Annotated in this window: 12 protein-coding genes and 1 pseudogene; 10 read left to right on the top strand and 3 right to left on the bottom strand. The window is 61.3% G+C overall.

Going from position 1 to position 21466, the window contains the following annotated elements; translation table 11 throughout:
- Positions 1–459: 459 nt before the first annotated feature.
- Positions 460–1656, top strand: coding sequence for an IS481 family transposase (locus EV653_RS22920; protein ID WP_134106685.1), 1197 nt, complete (start codon positions 460–462; stop codon positions 1654–1656).
- A 537-nt stretch (positions 1657–2193) separates the two neighbouring features.
- On the opposite strand, the gene EV653_RS22915 is transcribed toward EV653_RS22920, so the two are convergent.
- Positions 2194–3984 carry a GmrSD restriction endonuclease domain-containing protein gene (locus EV653_RS22915; protein ID WP_134105756.1) on the bottom strand — a complete coding sequence of 597 codons (1791 nt, stop codon included), beginning with the start codon at positions 3982–3984 and terminating at the stop codon, positions 2194–2196.
- A 642-nt stretch (positions 3985–4626) separates the two neighbouring features.
- Here EV653_RS22915 and EV653_RS22910 point away from each other — a divergent pair.
- The 5 genes from EV653_RS22910 to EV653_RS22885 all read left to right on the top strand — a co-directional run bounded on the left by EV653_RS22910 (position 4627) and on the right by EV653_RS22885 (position 11045).
- Positions 4627–5268: a hypothetical protein gene (locus EV653_RS22910; protein ID WP_134105755.1), complete on the top strand. Its 642-nt coding sequence runs from the start codon at positions 4627–4629 to the stop codon at positions 5266–5268.
- A 627-nt stretch (positions 5269–5895) separates the two neighbouring features.
- Positions 5896–6459 (top strand): site-specific integrase, encoded by a 564-nt coding sequence (locus EV653_RS42220; RefSeq protein WP_134105754.1) that lies wholly within the window; start codon positions 5896–5898, stop codon positions 6457–6459.
- Positions 6381–6914 (top strand): helix-turn-helix domain-containing protein, encoded by a 534-nt coding sequence (locus EV653_RS42745; protein WP_370358698.1) that lies wholly within the window; start codon positions 6381–6383, stop codon positions 6912–6914. Before EV653_RS42220 ends, EV653_RS42745 begins: the two co-directional genes overlap by 79 nt.
- Before the next feature lie 769 nt (positions 6915–7683).
- Entirely contained in the window at positions 7684–8523 is an 840-nt protein-coding gene (locus EV653_RS22890; protein ID WP_134105753.1) for a hypothetical protein, read from the top strand.
- Positions 8524–9233: 710 nt separating this feature from the next.
- Positions 9234–11045 carry an SIR2 family protein gene (locus tag EV653_RS22885; protein ID WP_134105752.1) on the top strand — a complete coding sequence of 604 codons (1812 nt, stop codon included), beginning with the start codon at positions 9234–9236 and terminating at the stop codon, positions 11043–11045.
- Here EV653_RS22885 and EV653_RS22880 read toward each other — a convergent pair.
- Together EV653_RS22880 and EV653_RS22875 are read right to left on the bottom strand one after the other, a co-directional pair.
- Positions 11042–11636 (bottom strand): annotated as a pseudogene (locus EV653_RS22880) (integrase core domain-containing protein). The gene EV653_RS22885 and the pseudogene EV653_RS22880 overlap by 4 nt on opposite strands.
- A gap of 1004 nt (positions 11637–12640) precedes the next feature.
- Positions 12641–12895 (bottom strand): hypothetical protein, encoded by a 255-nt coding sequence (locus EV653_RS22875; RefSeq protein ID WP_134105751.1) that lies wholly within the window; start codon positions 12893–12895, stop codon positions 12641–12643.
- Between the two features lie 604 nt (positions 12896–13499).
- Between EV653_RS22875 and EV653_RS22870 the strand changes: the two genes are divergently transcribed.
- Genes EV653_RS22870 through EV653_RS22855 form a run of 4 tightly spaced genes read left to right on the top strand, consistent with a single transcriptional unit; the run spans position 13500 to position 20908 of the window.
- A complete protein-coding gene (locus EV653_RS22870; RefSeq protein ID WP_134105750.1) occupies positions 13500–15938 on the top strand; it encodes a type I restriction-modification system subunit M in 2439 nt (812 codons plus the stop codon).
- A 41-nt stretch (positions 15939–15979) separates the two neighbouring features.
- Complete coding sequence (locus EV653_RS22865; RefSeq protein ID WP_166679516.1) at positions 15980–17113, top strand: restriction endonuclease subunit S; 1134 nt, start codon at positions 15980–15982, stop codon at positions 17111–17113.
- A complete protein-coding gene (locus EV653_RS22860) occupies positions 17110–20196 on the top strand; it encodes a type I restriction endonuclease subunit R (protein ID WP_134105748.1) in 3087 nt (1028 codons plus the stop codon). Before EV653_RS22865 ends, EV653_RS22860 begins: the two co-directional genes overlap by 4 nt.
- Positions 20183–20908, top strand: coding sequence for a M48 family metallopeptidase (locus EV653_RS22855; RefSeq protein WP_134105747.1), 726 nt, complete (start codon positions 20183–20185; stop codon positions 20906–20908). The genes EV653_RS22860 and EV653_RS22855 overlap by 14 nt, the downstream gene beginning before the upstream one ends.
- The last annotated feature ends 558 nt before the right edge of the window (positions 20909–21466 follow it).

The following is a 21466-nucleotide window of genomic DNA, read 5'->3' as shown; positions in this document are numbered from 1 at the left end:
TGCCGCATCACGAGGTTCGGAGGCGACTCCCGAGGGTATCGACGATTGCTCCCCATGCGGAGAACTATAGAACGGCTGTTCGATCACAAGTTGACACCTACGTGTCACTGAAGGGCTGTCGGGGAGGGAAGTCGGCAAGCCGCCGCATCGTGCGAACGCAGGTTGCCGCCCACCAAATTGCCCACCATTTTGGACGCGAACTAGCGCCAAGCGATGAGAACCGACGGCAGGTGCTCTGAGTAAGACTTCCCAGGTCAGACGCAATACTCGATCAGCGATGCGGACCACTGCACAACGTGGATACCCAATCCGCGGGTTGTGGGTTCGAGTCCCACGGGGCCTACCAGTTTCTTTGTATGAGTCCGGGTCATCCTTGACAGGTTGGCTCGGGCTCTTGCTTACGTGGCTCCGGTAGATGGTTGACGGTGGCTTCGGTTGTTTCTTGACACTCGACTCATGTTGCAGGAGTTGAGCGTGCAGGAGCAGAAGTACCAGGCGGTACTCGCGGTGCTGTCCGATGGACGGTCGGTGAGCGAGGTGGCCGAGCAGTGGGGCGTGTCGCGTCAGTCGGTGCATGCCTGGCTGCGGCGTTACGAAGACGAGGGCCTGGCCGGGTTGGCGCCGCGGTCGCGCCGGCCGGCGTCGTGCGCGCATCAGCTCGGCGGGGTCGTCGAGGCCAGAATCTTGGAGCTGCGCCGGGTGCATCCAGGCTGGGGCCCGCGCCGGATCCTGTACGACTTGCAGCACGATCAGACGCTCGCCGAGGAGTTGGTGCCGTCGCGGTCGGGGATCTACCGGGCGCTGGTGCGGGCCGGGCTGCTCGACCCGCGAGCGCGGCGGCGCCGCGGCGAGCATTGGCGCCGGTGGGAACGGGCTGAGCCGATGGAACTGTGGCAGATGGACGTGGTCGGCGGGTTCGAGCTGGCCGACGGGCGTCGCGCGAAGGCGCTGACCGGGGTCGACGACCACTCCCGGTTCTGCGTCTGCGCGTATCTGATGGTCCGTGAGACTGCGCCCAGGGTCTGTGACGGGCTCGCGGCAGCGATGCGCACCTACGGCGTGCCGGAGGAGATCCTGACCGATAACGGGAAGGTGTTCACCGGGCGGTTCAACCACCCGCCCGTGGAGGTGCTGTTCGACCGAGTGTGCCGCGAGAACGGCATCATCCACCGGCTTACCGAGCCTCGCTCACCCACCACGACCGGCAAGGTGGAACGGTTCCACCGCACCCTGCGCGCGGAGTTCCGCACCGACCGGATCTTCCCTGACCTCGCCACCGCGCAGGCCGAACTCGACGCCTGGGTGTGCGGCTACAACACCCACCGACCCCACCAAGGCATCGGCATGATCCCGCCCGCCGAACGCTTCCAGCGCCGCATCGAACCCCTCCGCATGCCCACGACACTCACCGGCGTGCTCGAGGACCGCACCGGTGACGACTGGATCGCCCGCCGCGCCGGATCCAACGGCGTCATCTCCGTGTCCTGGCAACAGATCTGCCTCGGCAAAGCAGCCGCTGGCCACAACGTCGACGTCCACGTCACCACCCAGCTCCTCCACATCTGGGACGGCCGCCAACTCCTCAAAACCGTCCCCCGCACCACCCACGGCGACGTGCGAAAGAAGCACGCGTCCATCCCCCGAAACCAGGACTAACCTCAAACCAGAAGTGTCAACCAACAACCGAAGCCACCACGTCAACGATCACCCGAAGCCAAACAGGCCTACCGCTTTCCCCAGGTCAGGCGCAGATCGGCGCCTCGGCCGGGACCGTCGGGTCTGCGTTAACTCTCCCAATACTCAGAGTGGTCGCAGGCGGCTGGCTGCGCGTTGTTGAGCGACGTTTCGCATCCTGTCGCACTGCTCTCGTTCCTCCGATCTCCAGCCCGCCCAGCCGTTGAGCTACCACGTGCAGCTGCGCGGTGGAGGGCAGAGATGAGCAGACCGCACCTTCCGATCGGAACGTGGGGCAACATCCGATCCCGTGGTGAGAGGAGAACGTCGTCGGTCCGATTCCGAGAGGACGATCCGCCAAACCTCCAGGTGAGGACCCAGTTTCCTCGATGCCCGTGGTGCCCCGTGCTTCCTCGCAGCATCCCCGAGGTCTCGTCGATCAAATGCGCGTAGAAGCCACCGTCAACGCCGAGCCGGACCAGCCGCCCCACCGCGAGAACAGAGGGTCGCCCGCCGTCGTCACAGGGCCTGGTAGTAGTTGTGGATGGTCGCCGCCATCAGCTTCCGACGCTCGACCAAGAACTCTTTGTAACTCCCGGCTTTGACCTCGGCCAGCTTGGCTGGGACGGCGTTCTCGGCGAGGTTCGCAGCCAAGTCATCAGGATCTGTGATCTCTCCGAGGACTAGCTGCGCGGACTCGGTCTGGGTGGCGATCTCGGCCATGTACTGCATCGGCGGCTTGTTGCTGATGCTGATGTTGATCGCCGTCTCCGTGAGCGCGAAGTTCGCAACCTGGTTGTAGTCGCCGCGGTCCGGGTAGCCGTTCTTCTGCAGGTAGTCCTTGGGCACGATGTGGTGAATGTCGCCCGACTGTTGTTGCATGGCCGCGACGGTGATGCCCTTTGACAGAAATCCGCGAGAATTGTTCGCCACCTGTGCGGCCAGGAACGTCTGGAAGAACGGACTGACCGTGCTCGTCGTCTCGAGAGCAGCAGGGAGAGCGACTGCCCAAAAGGCATCCGACAGTTCGGACTCCTCAACCTGCTTGAGGTAGTTCGCGGGTCCCTGTTCGCCGATCCGGCGAATGTCTTGCTCCCAGGTCGACTCGAAGCTGCCGGAGTGGCGGCCGGTGAGCATCGACATCACGAACCAGCGCTTCACGATCCGCTTCCGCTCGCCTTCACTCATGCCCTTGTCCTCGCGCAGGCGCAGGTAGAGGGCGTAGGCGAAGTTGAGGGCGTTCTTCGAGTTCACCATGCCCGGCGTGATGAAGCCTGCGGACTTGATGAGCATCAAGAAGTTGTCGAAGTGGTAGTTGTTCACGATCTGCAGCAACGCGCGTTCGAGCTTGTCGTACGCGACAGGGATCCGCTCCTCGTCGACCCTCCGGGTCTCCGGATCGCGCCCTGACAGCTCGCTCACGATGCTTGACGCCTTGCCGCGGCTGAAGCCGACGAGGCCGGTGACTCGAATGATGTCGCTGTACTCGGGGTCGTAGAGGTCCTCGGCCTCGTCCTTCAGCCAACTGATGGCCTTGAGGTATGGAGTGCCCGCGAATTCGTGGTCGTTCTCGTTGATATCGGCGTAGGCGTGGGGTGCGACAGCGAGGTGGCAGAAGTAGTCGATGAGCTTGCGCAGGTTTCGGCCGCGATCGCCGTAGGTCGCGATCTTGCTCATGGCGAAGTCGGCACTGCTGAGGGGGACGCCCTTGGAGTTGATCCGGATAAAGATCTCGGAGACGGTTTCGACGTCGAGGTCGTCGGCGAGCCCGATGATGCCGATCTGGGCGTTCTTGATGCCTTCGAGCCGGGCCAGGTTCGTCTCGAACGTCTTGGCGTCGACGTCGGGGTTGCGCTCGAGGTACTCGCGCGCGAAGGACAACGGCGAGTCGGCGTTAAAGTACTCGCTGATATCGGAGATCCACTGCGGGTTCTTGCCGATGACCGGGGTTAGGGTCGCGAACTCCTCGGTGATCGGGTTGAACGCGATCGTGATCCGAACGGCCTTGTACTTCTTATTGATCACCTTGAGCCCGGCGACGGCGGCGCGGAGGGCAGTGATCCGTTGTTGCCCGTCGATGAGGATCTGCTGGTGGGCTGCGACCTGGCCACCCTTGAGCTTGGCGCCGACCGACTGCCACGTGATGAGATAGCCCACGGGGTAGCCCTTGTAGAGCGAGTCCATGAGGTCGCGGACTTTGATGCTGTCCCAGACGAACGGGCGCTGGAGCTCGGGGATGGCGATGTGGTCGCTCTTGACGGCAGCCAGCAACTGCGTGACCGCTGACTGCGTTACCGAGTACTTCGCCATTCATGTCTCCTCTTCGTGCGAAGGAAAGGTTAGTGCGGACTTCCGACATCCGCACCGGCTAAGTGACCGACTTGGCGGTACTGAGCAGGCAACTTGTAATGCGGTGGCAAGGAATGGACTTATCCGCCCACTACTTCGCCGTTACTCGATGAGGCTGTAGGAGCCATCGGGATGACGAACGAAGTACTCCGTGTAGCCCACCGGATTGCCTCGGCGGTGCTTGGGCAGGAAGACACCATATGTGCGATCGGCCCACCCTGGGCAAGTGCGACGCACATCAGCCGGCCGAAAGCGCTCGGGTAAGTCGCCACGCCTGCGTGCAAGGCGGATGTCTTCGACGAGACGGCTCACGACTTCACTGTCGCACGACTTGCTGACTCGCTCCAGTTCACGACCATCACACCGACGGGCAGGAACCTCAACCACTCTGGGCTGGGTCGTCGAGAACCGCGTGACGATCACGAATGCCACCTCCCCAACGAAGGCGATGTGTATTAAACCCGGAATGGCTGAAGATGCGAGCTACAGTCAGTCGCGTCCTGTAGACACTTGGCGCGTGCCACTTAGCGGCAAAGGTGCCTCATTTTGAACCACGAGTCGACAGATCGCACCGCGTCTACCACTGCAGGTGTCTTGGCGGTCATGCGGAAGCGGCAACAATGGTCGCAAGCCGTCGAGCGCCTTCGGGACCTCGCCGTTTCGCGCGGGGACGGGCCCCATAGTGCCGCTGAAGAGTACGGCGAGGTGTATCGCGGACGCCGCGGGGCGATGGTTTTCGATGTGGTGGTCTCCCGGCAGCGGAAGTATCACAAAGTCGTCTTGCCGCGCGTCGAGAAGTGGGCCGCTGCAGGTGACCCCTCCTTGGCGAGGCTGGCGCAGAGCCAGGTGCAGGCCGAGCAGTTCGGGCTGCAGCGGACCGAGCCGGTAACGCTTCAGACGGTGGCGGCTAACCTCCTCGCCTTTTGCCGTGACCAAGCGATTTCGGAGGACGAAGGTTGTCGAGCATGGGCCGACGGGGTTCAGGGTCTCGAGCACGCTCCGAAGTTGGACCCGATCGTTGGCGGGGTGTCGGGGATCGGTCCGGCACTGTTCGCATACATGCGCATGCGATGTGGATCCGACGCCTTGAAGCCGGATCTACGGGTCGCCGGTGCACTCCGCAAGCTGGGGTTCGACGTGCCGGGCGATGAACATTCCATCCTGGTTGTGGCGCGGGCAGCGGCGGCCGAGCTTGGCGTCAGCCTGCTCGTCCTCGATCAACTGCTGTGGGGCCGCGACGGTTGAATCTCAGTGACGAGTCACACCTGTAGCGAACCTGGTGAGCCAGCGCGATTCCTCTGATGCACCGCAAGCCACCATCTCCACTTTGCAGCTTCGGCGCAGGCAGTCCCACTCGTTGTTGAGCGACGTTTCGCATCCTGTCGCATTGCTCTCGTTTCGTCCGATCTCCGGCCCGCCCAGCCGTTGAGCTGCCACGTGCGGTTGGACGCTGGAGGGCGGAGATGAGCAGACCGCACCTTCCGATCGGAACGTGGGGCAGCATCCGATCCCGAGCCGAGAGGAAGGATGGCAAAGGCAAAGTCGTTGCCTGGCGCGCCGCCGCCTACTCCGTGACCACGACGGGCGCACCCGTGAGGTACCGCGTCCGCCAAGACCAAGACCGCAGCCGAGTACCGCCTCCTCACGAAGTTGTGAGGCCGCGCAAAGATCACACAGTCCGGCGAGCTAAGCCCGGCGGATAGGATCAACGACCTCATCGACCTCTGGATCGAGAAGTTCGAGGAACGCATCGAAGACGGCCGTCGATCTCCGACGACGCTGACGACGTACCGCACGGCCATCAAGAACTACGTACGGCCGGCACTCAGTGAACTCCTGATCGGTGAGGCAACCACGCAACGCATCGACAGGGTGATCGGAACCATCAAGCGCAACGCCGGCCGCCCCACCGCGAAGACTTGCCGTGCGGTGATCCCCGGGATGATGCAACTCGCCGTCCGGTATGGCGCCCTGACCGTCAACCCGGTCCGCGAAGTCGAGGCGGTCGAGTCCCGCCCGAAGAACCCGCCCCGCGCCCTGACCAACGAGGAGATCGCCGGCCTCCGGCAACTCCTGACCACCGACGAAGCCGCCGTGCATGCCGACCTGCCGGACCTAGTGCTCTTCATGCTCGGGACCGGAGTCCGGATCGGCGAGTCGCTCGCCGTTCTTTGGTCACAGGTCAACCTCGAGTCCGGCGCAGTCGAGATCACTCACACCATGGTTCGCGTCCCAGGCCAAGGCTTGATCCGCGAGGCCCCGAAGTCCAAGGCCGGCGAACGCGCCCTACCCCTCAGAGACTGGGCCGTCACCATGCTCCGCCGACGCCACACAGCCGGCATCCACCTCGACGCCCCATCTTCGCCGACTCCCGAGGAGGCTTCCGCGACCCATCCAACGTCCGCCGAGCCCTCCGCCGTGCACTGTCTCCCGTAGCCAGCAGTGCTCGCTGCGACCTAGGCAGGACTCTCCGATCCATCCGCCTCCAAGCCGGCCTCACCCGCAAAGAGGTCGTCACGAAACTCGGCTGGCCAAAGACCAGACTCGAGCTCATCGAGAGCGGCCGCATCAAGCTCGGCCGAGAACTCGTAGCCGCCCTCGTGAAGACCTACCGCATAAACCTCGACGCATCCCCCACCCTCAGCGCCCAAGTCGACCAAGCAGCCGAACCCTCGCTCTCAGACGTCCTCACCTGGATCCGCTCCCACACCTTCCGCAAGACCACCGCCACCGCCCTGGACCGCCGAGGCCAATCCGCCCGCCAAATAGCCGACCACCTAGGCCAAGCCCAAGTTTCCATAACCCGAGACGTCTACATGGGCCGCCGAATCCACAACCCCTCCGCCGCAACCGCCCTGGACCAGGAGTTCGCCGACCTCGAATTCTGGTGAGAACGGCACCGCGCGTTTGGCCTCTGGAGGTTGGGTCGAGCTCGCGCTGGCCGTTGACGGCGGCACCTGCGTCGGAGCCGGGTGCCCGTCGGCACACCGCGGGGCGGCCACCTGACAGGCTCGGAGTCGTTCTGGATCGCCGTCGACTGCGATGTACCCGGCGGCTACACAGACGAGTAATGCTGCACCCACTTGCAGAGACCAGCCGCAGCTCCCGCATGCAGTCTCAACCTGCCAAGATCTGGGTGATCTTGGCAGTGCTATTGGCGAGATCGGCGACACTCCCACATCAACGACTCATGACCCGCGCCTTCAGGCTCAGCAGCTGCCGTCACTGATCACGCTTTCCACTTACTCCGACGCCGCTCAACAGATGTCCCCTCCGTGCCTCGGCATCTGCCGTCGCGGGCTATTCGCCGCCGCATATGCGGCGCATCCACGGCGCCGAGGCACGGCGGCGGGCGATCCCGCCGCACATCCAACAGCGTGTTGTTAAGGCTTGAGCACGGTCTTTGGCAACACTTGAAGGATGGCAGCGTCGGTCGGTCGGTCAGCGCGCCGATCGCCACGCGTTGTTGTAGTCGAGGCGCCAAAGGCGATGCCCGCCGCGCCCATCCCTGCATCGAACTTTTCTGCTGTCGCTGGCCGGATCCTAAATCAACTCAGCGTGACAGCCTGGTTGCCGGCCGCCTTTCTGGTGGGAGATCTGGCGCTCGCCATCGGCTACACCTAGACCAGCGGTTTGCCAAGCGAACGATGGCGGGCAATCATGAGCACGCTTGACACGAAACCGATCGGCGTCATCCTGGCGGTCGTCTTCACATTGGTGCTGGCGACCATCCTCACTCAGCCATTCGAATTCGTCGCGATCCGTCTGTTAGAGGGCTATTGGGGTACATCGTGGCTTGGAGCTGGACTCGCAGCGGTGGGGATTCAAAGACATCAGATGCGTAAGGGGAGACTGATCCGGTTGGGAGGGAAGCTCGACGCTCGGGCCCTGGAGAAGTGCTTGCCGCACATTCACCAGACCTTCATCAACGAGCCTCTTCTGGCAACCGCCATCGAGCGAAAGATCCGCGCGATAGACGACGCAGCGATCGATGCGGACACCCGGCGGCGCGCTGCGGACTACATCAAGGCACAGGCATGGATGGAGGTCGCTCCCGCGAGACTCTTTCATCGGATAACGGCCGTCGACGACGCCGTTCAGAGGTTTCCGGACGACGACCGCATGATGCCGACTCGACTTGGTCTCGTCCTCCGGTCGATGGAAGATCGACTCGGCGCAGGTCAGGCAGGCGCTGACCTCCGAGGCTTCGTAATTCGAAACCTGAGCTCGATCGACTCAGCTACGCTCGCTGAGCATGACCAGTACCGAAGTCGCCTTGACATGTATGCCAGTCTTTGTTTGATCACGTCGGCGCTGTCAGCGGTCAATCTCGCGATCCTCAGATCGGAGGTTGAGGTGAGTAGCCTCGTGCTGATCACCGCAGCGATGCTCGTGTTGTCATGGGCGTGCTACCGCGGCGCCGTGATGACCGCGGAGGGGTACGCAACAGTTCTGACAGGGATAGACAAGCAGATCAACGATCCGGTCGCCCATCCTTGACCTCGGACATATGGCGGCCGTGACACATCTCCGGCCTCCGCAGCTCGTCTGTTCTACCGCACACCTTGCAGCGATAGGTACGGAGGCCGCTTTTCGGCGTCCCTGGTACCTCCCTGCCTGTCATGCACGTTAGTGTCCTCCCGGCCGCCTTGGTCGGGCAATGGTTTGGACAGTCGAGCAGCTCGCCAGCCTGCCTGAAGACCGCAATCGGGGACTCAACTCCGGCGCGGGTGGCGATCACCGGATGGCAGGCTGAGATGGCCAATCGCTAGGACCCTGCCACGGGTGGAGGGGCGTTGACTCGAACTGTCGACCTTCTCATTACGAGAAGGAACGACACCGCCACATCCGGCCTCTACCAGCAACTTTGCCATCATTAAATTCGCACCCCGGCAATACATCCCGCATGAGTTGCCAGCACTTCGCACCACAAGCCGCACCACGAGCTCCGACCCAGGCCGGCTCAGCGCTGTACCCTGCCGGATACCGTCGGCATCTGCAGGCTAGCGCCGCGCCAGTACCCAAAGCAGCTGCAATCAGTCAACCGATTGCTCGGGACGCGTGCTGCACTCGGACAATGCGATCAGGTCGTACTCCGTCGAACCGCCGAGGCCGCAATGGTCATTCGGGCGCGCAACTCTGGCTGGGCCGGAACAACACGACTACTCTGCTAGTCAAATCTTCTCGAAACGCGGTGAGGTCGACAGCGGATGCGTAGACGGACGAGGACCACCGCGCCGGAAGCGCCGGTACCGGGATTGGTCTCCGCTGACGAACTGGCTTCGGGACACGCGCTGTCCACCGAGAATCAGCCCTATCTGAAGCGATTGCTGCGGATCGTTCGTGACGAGACCAAACAGATAACGCTGGTGCTCGGTGCCGGTGTTTCCATCGATTCGGGCCTGCCGAACTGGACCGGCCTGCTCAAGTTCATGCTCGAGCAGATACGCGACGACGAGATGCGACGTCTCGCGACCGCGGACACGTCGACCGATCCTGCCCGGAAGGCGGAGTACATCCAACGTCTGGCTACCTGGAAGTCGAATCGGTCGACGCTCGAGATCGTTCGCGACGGCTTGTACCCCGATGCGGTCGATCCTCAACCGGGTGCGCTTGCGAACGCGCTGGCTCGTTTCGTCGGGACAAAACCTGAGCGCTTCACAGTGCTGACGACGAACTTTGACCGGATTTTCGAAGCGGCACTGGAAGCGAACGCGCGGGTCCGGCATGGCGACCAATCGAAGACGGCCGTTCGGGCGGTCAGCCTCGGATTGAACGACGCGACGTCCGGCGAGGTGAGTCTCGGCTGCGACGAACTCACGTTCAGGGTCACTCACCTGCACGGCATGGTGCAACGAAACAACGATAGGCATCTGGAGCCAGTGATCCTGACCGAGTCGGAGTTTCTGCGCGAGGGTCCGAGGGTGCGGAGCATCATCTCGGAGCGGCTGCGGGTATCGACCGTGATTTTCGTTGGATTGAGCTTGACCGATCCCAATCTAGTTGGACCGCTGTGGGACCTGGCCCACGAAGGGTCGAGTTCGGTAGCCCGCGAACATTTCGTGCTGACGGTGGTCCCCGACATACACCTGGATGACGAGGACGGCCAGTCTCAGGACGCAACTGCCGTCGCCCGGCAGTTCCACGACGTATGCAGGTACGAACTGGAGAAGGCTTCATACCTCGACACGAATCTTCGGTTGCGACCCGTCTTTCTGAAGTCGTTCTCGCAGTTGATCCAATTGGCCAACGACATGGGTCTGGCGTCGGCCGAGCCCAGCCTCTACAGCCGGAGACCGCCGAAGGGAACGAAGCCGATCCGATACGGAACCAGGCTGCACAAGGCCCTCGCGGATGTCTACAAACAGGTCGGGTGCGGACCCCGCGATGAAGTTCCACTCGGTGAGGCTGCCGACGTCCTGAGCCGCCGACTGCGCGACGCGCTGTCGGCGCCCGATGGTCCGATGCCGGCGCTCAAGGAGTTGCGGGCCAGACTCGCGAGACAGGGTAAGGCAATCCCTGGTCTCGACGAGGAACATCTTGGGCTGGGCTTGTGGCTCCGCGTCCGGGGCAAGCAAGGTCAACCTGCGCCATACACGATTCGATTGATGGGCACATCAGTAGGTACGCCCCACGATGCTTGGTCCTTCGATCATCAGGTCGAGGTGAACGGCCGCAGTGATCTCATCGCTGCCAAGTGCCTCTACCGCGGACGCACCGAGGTCGGCGGTGTGAAGCCGACCGACAAATCGTCGCTGTGGAAAGGCATACTTGCGACCCCGCTCACGATCTACGGTGCCGGCGTCGGCGTCTCGGTCAGCGGAAGCGTCAGCGACATGCTCGATCGGGTCACAGTCGGTGTCGCCACCCTCAACACCACCGCGAACGTCGACGAGCACAAGTTGCCTCGGTCACTCATTTCGTGGGCGGACGAGGTTGGCGAGCTGGCGGCGATCGCCGAAGCCGTCAGCGATGTCGTGACAGCGATCATTACCTCGCCATTCAAGCCGAGCGGCGCCTAGTTGTGATGTCCAGGGACGTTGGTTAGTCGGGTGATGGGTGGTTGGCCGCCGATGGCGCTGTGGGGTCGGTGGTGATTGTAGAAGTGGAGCCAGCCGGGCGGGGCTGTTCGGCGTTGGGTTTCTGAGGTGTAGAAGCGGGCGTAGGCCCAGCCGTCGGCCAGAGTGCGGTGGAATCTCTCGATCTTGCCGTTGGTTTGCGGCCGGTAGGGCCGGGTCTTTTGGGTGTGATGCCGAGTTGGGTGCAGGCGTCGTGCCAGGCCCGGCAGCGGACGAGTACGGCGTGCACGGTCGAGGCCGGTAGACCGATCCGGCCGGCGATCTGCACGGGGCCGAGCCAAAACCGCCACCGCAAACGCACGATCCGTCGTACCAGCGCAGGCGACGTTTTGCCGGGCTCCGGCGCGGCCTTGAGCTGCGATCGGCCATCCCGGGCGGGCCTTCGAGCCGGTACCGCTCAGCCCACTTGCGCGCCGTGCGGGGCGCAACCATGAACATCTTCGCCGCGGCAGCACACGTCCAGCCCTCCTCGACGACCAGACGCGCCAGCCGCAACCGGGTCCGTGGAGTCAGGGTCGCGTTAACGTGGGACACGAAGGCCTCCTGGTGAGTGAAGCGGTTCCTAGACAGCTCCACTTCACAACCGGAGGCCTTCACCTGTCAGACCGACTCACCGTCCATGTCCAGGAACAACCTGCCTGGACATCACACCTAGTCCCGCTTCTGTCCGCCCCGCCGGGCGCCGATCGGGTAGGGTTCTTGAACAGCTCGGACCTTCGAGCGTGGCTCGGGGATCGGAACCGACGTGACCGGGCGGCCTTCCTCAATTCGGGTGCCCAGCTTCTCGAAAGCGGTCCGGGTGTTCTTCCTTGGCATGGCGATCCCCCACGATCGACGACTGACCTCTGATCAGAATTACATGCCTGCAACTCTGAGATCCTCCGCAGGTGCGGTGTGTCGACCGAAGAGTAGGCCATCTGGCCACCTCCTCGACATACCGGAACCTCCTGAGGACGGACTATCAATCTTAGCGGCGATTGCGAGCAGCGGTATGAGCTCGGCGTGCCGGGGTGCGCACCGTTCGTATTCGAGCACGAAATCCCCGGGATACCTGCAGCACCGACTCCGGCTGGAGTTTCTTTGCTGGCCAGAGGCTTTGGTCGCGGCGGCGAGGGCGGAGCTGATAGGGCTGCGTGGACCAGGCCAGGAGGGCTAGGAGGTCGGCGCTCAGGGAGGTGCCGTGGCCGCCGTGTCTAACGTGGCGGATCGCTCGCTGACGAAACGTCGAGCCACGGATCAAAGTCTGAGGTTCGCCAAAGGCTGGGGTGCCTGAGCGTGGCCAGAGTGCCAATCCGCTGTCTAGGTTGTCTTCGATGCCTGGACCGGCCACCGTTTCATTGACAGCTCCATTCACACCAGCGGGGACGCCGCCCCTGGACTGCTCTGCGGTAGTAATCGTCAGCGCGCTGCCCGCGAAGCAACCGCACCCGCTCGGCCTTCGGCCTGGGCCGAGCGCATCCGACTGAAGTGGCGCAGCCCCGCCTGCAGGCCTCACCTGCAACCGGAGGCCTTCGGTCCGTAGTTTCTTGTGCTGGCAGCTACGCCTGCTCGACCTCCTCTCTGAGGCCTACCGGCGCGCCCGAGCCGACCGCGTCCAGCGCGTCGGCGTACCGGTTCGCGGCCCGACGGAACGTCTCAACCATCTCCTTATAGTCCGCCGGCACCTTGAGCTCGCTGATCCGGTCTGCCAGCTCGGCGCCACCGCCATGCACTGCATTAAGTGCATCGCTTGCAGCGACGTACTCGTTGAGCGCCTCCGACAGTTCGATCTGCTGCTCGTCGCTCTGCGCCACCCTGTCTCCTCCCGTTGCATGTCACGCCGCTGTGGCGCACAACCGCAGTGTTTCGACAGGCCCAACGGGATTCAAGCGTTTACCAACTACCGATTTCCGCGCGGGACGCACGAAGACTCTGCTCGGTGGGGCTGGGGACCTCAGGCTTGACGCGCGGCCGACGCGCCGGCGGCATCTCGCCTGTGTGTTGGTGGCCCTACCGCCCCCGATTCCGCGTCGATACTCGTCGCTGCGATTGATGCCAGCGGCGCAAAGATCGGAGGGCATGGCTTGGAGCACGACGGAGGACTTCAAGCTTGCCATCCTCACCCCATCTGATATCTCGGCGTGTCCGCAGACGTCGGCGGCGACCGCAGCGTCGTTCACTGTCTCCACTTGGACTGCCGCGAAGGACCGCGCGAGGTTCTAAAGATCGCGACTGACGCCGAATGTCGAACGTGGCGTACGACGGATCACGGAACTATGCTCAGTAGAACCTGAGTCGGTCGAAGTGTAGGCGCAAATGGCTAAACGCGGGCGCGCATATTAGGCCCTTCGGCATAGCTAATGGTAAAATCGCTATGGCTTACATATGAATAGGAAAAATACGACAGGAAGGTAGGCGGTGGCGCTCAAGAAATCGGACCTCTACAGTTCGCTGTGGAAAAGTTGCGACGAGCTGCGCGGCGGAATGGATGCTAGCCAGTACAAGGATTACATCCTGACGCTGCTGTTCGTAAAGTACGTCTCCGATAAAGCTAAGGCCGATTCCGACAGCCTGATCGATGTTCCTAATGGTGGCTCGTTTGAGGACATGCTCGCTGCTAAGGGCGACAAGGAAATCGGAGATCGCCTCAACAAAATCATCGCAAAGCTCGCCGAGGCGAACGGACTCCGCAACGTCATCGACCTGGCCGACTTCAACGATGAGGAGAAGCTCGGCAAGGGTAAGGAGATGCAGGATCGGCTCTCGAAGCTCGTCACGATCTTCAACGACCTCGACTTCCGCGGTTCTCGCGCCGAGGGTGACGACTTGCTTGGCGATGCCTACGAGTACCTGATGCGGCACTTTGCCACCGAGTCGGGCAAGAGCAAGGGCCAGTTCTACACCCCAGCCGAGGTGTCCCGGATCCTCGCCAAGGTTGTCGGTATCAACAAGACCACTCGTCAGGACCAGACGGTCTACGACCCGACGTGTGGATCGGGTTCGCTGCTACTCAAAGTCGCCGCCGAAGCCCCTCGAGGCATCACGATCTACGGCCAGGAGAAGGACAACGCCACCTGGGCCTTGTCGAAGATGAACATGATCCTGCACGGCAGCGAGGATGCTGAGATCGAGAAGGGCGACACGATCACCAGCCCCCAGTTCACCAAGGGCAGCGAACTACGCACATTCGACTTCGCCGTCGCCAATCCTCCCTTCTCGGTCAAGTCATGGAGCAACGGTCTAGAAAACGAGTTCGGACGCTTCGAGTACGGCCGGCCTCCCGAGAAGAACGGCGACTACGCCTTCCTGCTGCACATCCTCAAGTCACTCAAGAGTACAGGTAAAGCAGCCGTCATCCTTCCCCATGGCGTACTGTTCAGGGGGAATGCCGAGGCCACCATCCGGCAGCGCCTGCTCAAGCAAGGCTTCATCAAAGGCATCATCGGACTGCCTGCCAACCTCTTCTACGGCACCGGTATACCGGCCTGCATCGTCGTGCTCGACAAAGAGAACGCCCAGGCTCGGACCGGCGTCTTCATGATCGACGCCTCCAAGGGCCTCATGAAGGATGGCAACAAGAACCGCCTCCGCAGCCAAGACATCCACAAGATCGTTGACGTCTTCAACAAGCAGACCGAGATCGATCGCTACTCACGCATGGTGCCCCTGGCGGAGGTCGCGGACCCGAAGAACGACTACAACCTGAACATTCCCCGCTACATCGACTCCTCCGAACCCGAGGACATCCAGGACCTGCACGCCCACTTGCACGGCGGTATCCCCGACCGCGATCTGGACGCGCTCAGTGGCTACTGGGAGGCCTTCCCTCAGCTGCGGGGCCAATTGTTCAAGGTGAATCGGCCGGACTACAGCGACTTGACGCTGGACGTTAGCGAGGTACAGCAGTCCATCCTCGACTCGCCCGAGTTTCAGAAGTTCGCCGCCGAGGTTCGCGGCCTGACCACCGAGTGGTTCGACGCCCACCGCGATCAGCTCGCGAGCATCGACGCGGATACGCAGCCGAACGAACTCATCGCCAGCATCAGCGATGACCTGCTGGCCAGGTTCAAGCCGGTGCCACTGCTCGACGAGTACGACGTTTATGAGCAGCTTATGACCTACTGGCACGCAATCATGCACGACGACGTCTTTCTTATCATGAACGAAGGCTGGCTAGGCGCGGCCAAACCTCGGCTTACGATCGAAGACAAGGATCGCAAGCTCTCTGAGACACCGGACTTGGTTGTCGGGACCGGCAGAAATTCTCAAAAATACAAGATGGACCTTATCCCACCTGATCTGATCGTGAAGCGCTATTTTGCCGCCGAGCAGAACAAACTTGACCAACTTAGCACGGCCGCCATAGACGCAAGCGGCGCCGTTGAAGAGTATGTCGAGGAGCACGCTGTTGAGGACGGTCTACTCGTCGGGGCGATGGATGAGGAAAAGATCAGCAAGGCACTCGTCACATCTCGACTTCGAGTCGCTAAGCGAGAGGGCTCTGACCCGGATGAAGTGGAAGCCCTCGAACACCTAGTTAAGCTCTACGAGGTTGAGCAGTCGGCGAAGAAGGCCGTTAAGCAAGCTCAGGCTGCGATTGACTTGGCGGCATTAAAGAAGTACGGCGATCTGATGGAGTCGGACGTTAGGACTCTGGTCCTCGACGACAAATGGCATGCCACATTTGCCGGCCGGGTTGGCGCCGAGGTCAACGGCCTTACTCTCGCACTTGTTGCACGTATTCAAGAGCTTGGTAGTCGATACTCCGCAACTGTCGAGGAGTTGGAGGCGACGTTGCGAGAAACAGGAGTTCGCGTGGATAGCCTGCTTGACAAGCTAGGGGTGCGCACTCGATGACCGCGCCAGCTAATATTGATCAAATTCCTCCGGGGTGGCGCATGAGCACGCTTGGAGAGCTCTGCGACGTAATCACTGATGGAACACACCATACACCCACCTACGTCACACAGGGCGTCCCATTCTATAGCGTCGAGAGTGTTACCAATGACGACTTTGTGAATGTAAAACGCATCAGCCGAGATGAGCACGAGCGACTAATCCGCCGCTGCCGTCCCCAGTGCGGAGACATCCTGATGACGCGTATTGGCTCACTCGCCGACACGAAATATCTTGACTGGGATGTCGATGCAAGCATCTACGTGAGTCTCGCGCTCTTGCGTCCTGGCAAAAAGGTCGATGGCAGGTACCTTTACGCCTATACGAAGTCGCGGCAATTCATTAAGGCGGTCGAGGATCGATCCCTGCTTTGGGCTATCCCTAAGAAGATCAACATGGGCGATATAGCGCATGTCCCTATTGCGCTCCCAATCGACATTACGGAGCAGAGGGCTGTCGCCGAGGCAATTCTTCGTGTGGAGAAGGAGATCACCGATCTAGGCGCTTTGGCTGTTAAGAAAAGGTTCGTCAGATCTGCCCTGTCACAACAACTTCTATCGGGCAGCGCCAGACTTCATGGGTTCGATGGGGCCTGGTATAGCCACAGTCTTGGGGACCTTGCGCGCATAAAGACCGGCTCGAAGAACAACCAAGACAAGATCACTAGTGGCAGGTACCCATTCTTTGTGCGATCGGCGACGGTCGAACGGATTGACTCGTACTCCTACGACTGCGAGGCGATCCTGATCCCAGGGGAAGGAGGCATCGGCTCGATCTTCCACTACGTTAATGGGAAGTTTGAGGTGCATCAGCGGGTCTATAAGATTAGCGACTTCCGGACGGGAGTGCACGGTCGATTCATCTACCATTACATGAGGCAATTCTTCGGAGCTCATGCAATGGAGAACAGTGTCAAAGCGACGGTTGACTCGTTGCGTCTGCCTACATTCAAGAACTTCCACATCAATCTGCCACCTATTGAGGAGCAGGTCGCAATCGCTGCCGCACTCGACGACGCCGAGGCAGTGCTTATTGCTCTAGAGGCCTGTTCGGTGAAAACCCATGAACTTGCTAGTGGTGTCATGCAGGAACTTTTAACAGGTCGGTCACGTCTGCCAGTGGAGGTCGCATCATGACCGACGTCGGCCAAATCGAGCGCAAGGCACAGGACCGGGTGGTCCGGCTGTTTAGTGAACGACTCGGCTACGAGTACTTGGGTAACTGGGGGCACCGCGACGGCAGCTCCAACGTCGAAATCGATCTGCTGACGCAGAACCTGCGTGCGCGTGGCTACAACGATAGCCTGCTCAACAAAGCGATCGAGCAGCTAAAGAAGGCGGCCGCGTTGGGTGGCGGACACGATCTGTACGAGGCCAACCGTGAGGTCTACGATCTGTTGCGCTATGGGGTCAAAGTCAAGCCGGGTGCGGGTGAGCACTACGAGACGGTCTGGCTGATCGACTGGAGCACGCCAGAGGCGAACCACTTCGTCGCGGTCGAAGAAGTCACACTGTTGGGACAGCACACCAAGCGGCCCGACGTCGTGCTCTACGTCAACGGCATCGCCCTTGTCACCATCGAGCTGAAACGCTCGCTCGTCGCCGTGTCTGAGGGCATCCGACAGACCATCGGCAACCAGAGGCCAGAGTTCATTCGACCGTTCTTCAGCACCGTCCAGTTGACTATGACCGGCAACGATGTCGAGGGCTTGCGCTACGCCGTGATCGACACGCCAGAGAAATATTGGCTGGAGTGGAGAGAGCCGTCGGATATTGAGGATCCGCTCGACCGAGGACTGATACAGCTGTGCAGCAAGGATCGCTTGCTGGAGCTAGTCCACGACTTCATGGTCTTCGACTCGGGCACCAAGAAGACGGCTCGTCACAACCAGTACTTTGGCGTGAAGGCGGCGCAGGCGCGGATCGCCAGGCGCGAGGGCGGCATCGTCTGGCATACCCAGGGCTCAGGCAAGTCACTGACGATGGTCTGGCTAGCCAAGTGGATCAGGGAGCATCAGGACGATGCGAGGGTCCTGCTGATCACCGACCGCACCGAGCTCGATGACCAGATCGAGAAGGTTTTCAACGGCGTCAACGAGCAGATCTACCGGACGTCCAGCGGTGCTGACCTTCTGGACACTCTGAACAAGTCGGCTGAATGGCTCATCTGTTCCCTGGTTCACAAGTTCCGTGGCTCAGACGATGAGGCTGCCCGCGACGAGGCGGACGGCAACTTCATCAAGGATCTCAGCGCCAAGATCCCCAAGAACTTCATGGCCAAAGGCAACCTGTTCATCTTCGTGGACGAGGCCCACCGAACCCAGTCCGGCAAGATGCACGCCGCGATGAAGGAGCTCCTACCCGGAGCCATGTTCATTGGCTTCACAGGCACTCCACTGCTGAAGGCCGACAAGGCCACCAGCATCGAGACGTTCGGATCTTTCATCCACACCTACAAGTTTGACGAAGCCGTCGAGGACGGCGTCGTGCTGGACTTGCGCTACGAGGCACGCAACATTGATCAGAACCTGACGTCCCCTCAGCAGGTCGACAAGTGGTTCGACGTCAAGACCAGGGGCATGACCGATCTGTCAAAGGCCGAGCTGAAGAAGCGGTGGGGGACGATGCAGAAGGTCGTCTCTTCGGAGCCGCGCGCCAAGCAGATCGTCAACGACATCCTGCTCGACATGGAGACCAAGCCTCGCCTGATGGATGGACGCGGCAACGCCATGCTTGTCGGTGCGAGCATCTACCAGGCCTGCAAGTTCTACGAGCTGTTCGTTGCCGCCGGCTTCAAGGGCAAGTGCGCCATCGTCACCAGCTACGAACCCAACGTCGGTGACATCTCGAAAGAGGACTCTGGCGAGGGTAAGACCGAGAAGATTCGCCAGTACGACACGTACCGCAAGATGCTGGCCGACCACTTCGGCGAGTCTGAGGATGCGGCTATGACGAAGGTCGAGCAGTTCGAGAAGGAGGTCAAAGAGCGGTTCGTCACGAACCCCGGCCAGATGCGACTGCTCATCGTGGTCGACAAGCTCCTCACCGGCTTCGACGCACCGAGCGCGACCTACCTCTACATCGACAAGAAGATGCGTGACCACGGTCTGTTCCAGGCGATCTGCCGAGTCAACCGGCTCGACGGTGACGACAAGGACTACGGCTACATCGTCGACTACCAGGATCTGTTCAACTCTCTCGAGGTCGCCATCACCGACTACACGTCTGGTGCGCTCGATGGCTACGAAAAGAAGGACATCGAAGGCCTCCTGTCGGACCGCGTGGAGAAGGCTCGCGAAGATCTCGACGAGGCACTCGAACGTGTCCGGGCCATCTGCGAGCCTGTTGCGCCTCCCAAGAACACCCTGCAGTATCAGCAGTACTTCTGCGCCAAAGACCAAGGCAACGCCGAACAGCTCAAGGCCAACGAGCCGAAACGCGTCGAGCTTTACAAGGCTGTCGCAGCGGCTACCCGTGCGTACGCCAACCTTGCCAATGAGATGACCGAGGCCGGCTACTCCGAAGCCGAGGGCACCGCTATCAAGTTGGAGATTGCCCACTACGCCGCGGTGCGCGATGAGGTGAAGCTCGGTGCAGGTGAAGATGTCGACTTCAAGCAGTATGAAGCTGGCATGCGCTTCCTGCTCGATACCTACATCAACGCAAGCGCATCTGAGGTCGTGTCCGAGTTCGAAGACACCGGCCTGATCCAGCTCATCGTGCAGCTAGGTGCTGGCGCGATCGACAAACTGCCCGAGGGGATCAAGAAGGATCACGAGGCCGTCGCCGAAACGATCACCAACAACATGCGCAAGCTGATCGTCGACGAGCGCGCAATGAACCCCAAGTATTACGACAGGATGTCTGAACTGCTAGATTCCCTGATCCAGAAACGTCGTGAGGGGGCCTTGGACTACCAGGCGTACCTTGCACAGCTCCTCGAAGCCGCCAGGAAGCTCGGCATCCAAGAGTCCGATACCGCATACCCCGAGTGGGCCGACGATGGCGCCAAGCGGGCGTTGTTCGATCTCCTATACCCGGATCAACACCTTGCCATCGATGTCGACAGGGTCGTTCGGCACACCAAACCAGACTCCTGGGTCGGCAACCCGATCAAGGAGCGAAAAGTAAGGAACGCTCTCAAGAGCAAACTCCCGGTCGGCTTCGACCGTCTCGATGAGCTGCTTGAACTAGTGAAGGCGCGCCATGAGTACCGCTAGTGCGTACCTGACTATCAGGGGCATCGATGTCGATGTCATCTATAAGAACATTAAAAACCTGCATATCGGTGTCTATCCACCGATGGGTCGCGTCCGAGTCGCAGCTCCTGAGCGTCTCGACGATGATCAAGTACGGCTCGCCGTCATCCAGCGGTTGACCTGGATCAAGCGACAGCGCGAGCAGCTCAGAGCTGCTGAGCGGCAGTCTGAACGTGAGATGGTCACCGGTGAGTCTCATTACGTCTGGGGCATCCGACACAGGCTCAAGGTCGTAGAGCGACCTGGGCGAGCCCACTTTGAAGTCGACGGAGATCGACTGCTCCTCTACACGCCATCCGGTAGTAGTGCCGAGCGCCGACGCGAGCTGATCGACAAGTGGTACCGAGAGCAACTACGACAGGCCATCCCTGTGATCATCGCCAAATGGGAGCCAGCACTCAACCTCTCAGTATCACGGTGGAGCATCCGGCGTATGAAGACCAAGTGGGGCTCCTGTAACCGCGAGACTGGGCACATCTGGTTCAACGTCGAGCTCGCCAAGAAACACCCCGACTGCTTGGAATACATCACCGTCCACGAGATGACTCACTACCTGGAACGCAGCCATGGCGGCCAATTCACCAAACTCATGGACCAATTCCTCCCAGACTGGCGCATCCGACGCGAGCGCCTCAACGAATCTCCCCTAAGGCACGACGAATGGGGCGCGTGAGTGGGAAATCACCGGGTGATGTGCCTATTGGCGCCCCGCCTGCGCAGCTTCAAATGCGATCAGGACGGCTGTCCGACCTCACCTGTTTGAGGTCAACAAGGCCATTGCGGCACAGGTTGCGCCGCAGCTCGAAGGCATTTTGAAGACTGTCGCGGCCAAAATCCTCAAGGTCGATTTCTCGAAGCTTATGATTCCGGGCTTGACCAGTCGTTGCTGGCCGCTGACCTGCGCGTTTGTGTTGTAATGCGGTCCCCGCAAGGTCCAGGTCGACTGCCCGTGCGGGAACATTTGAGCGACGGAACTTGATCGTGAAGGAGGGAGCGGGGTGCGACCTCAGCCGAGCAAGTACGACATCAACCTTCCCCGGCTCGACTCTCGGGTGGTCGGAACCAACAAGTGCAGGATTGTCGCCAGACGGTGCCAGGACGGTGTCGAGTTGGCTGACCTCCATCGAGACCTTCGCATCGGTGATGCCTATCTCATCAACGACGAGCGACCTCCACATGTGTACTACGACGGGACGGTCACGTCTGCCATGCTCGTGAGGCTTCGTAGTCG

The sequence above is a fragment of the Kribbella pratensis genome (genome assembly GCF_004365355.1).
GTDB lineage: Bacteria > Actinomycetota > Actinomycetes > Propionibacteriales > Kribbellaceae > Kribbella.
This window is presented reverse-complemented; position numbering and strand designations above follow the sequence as displayed.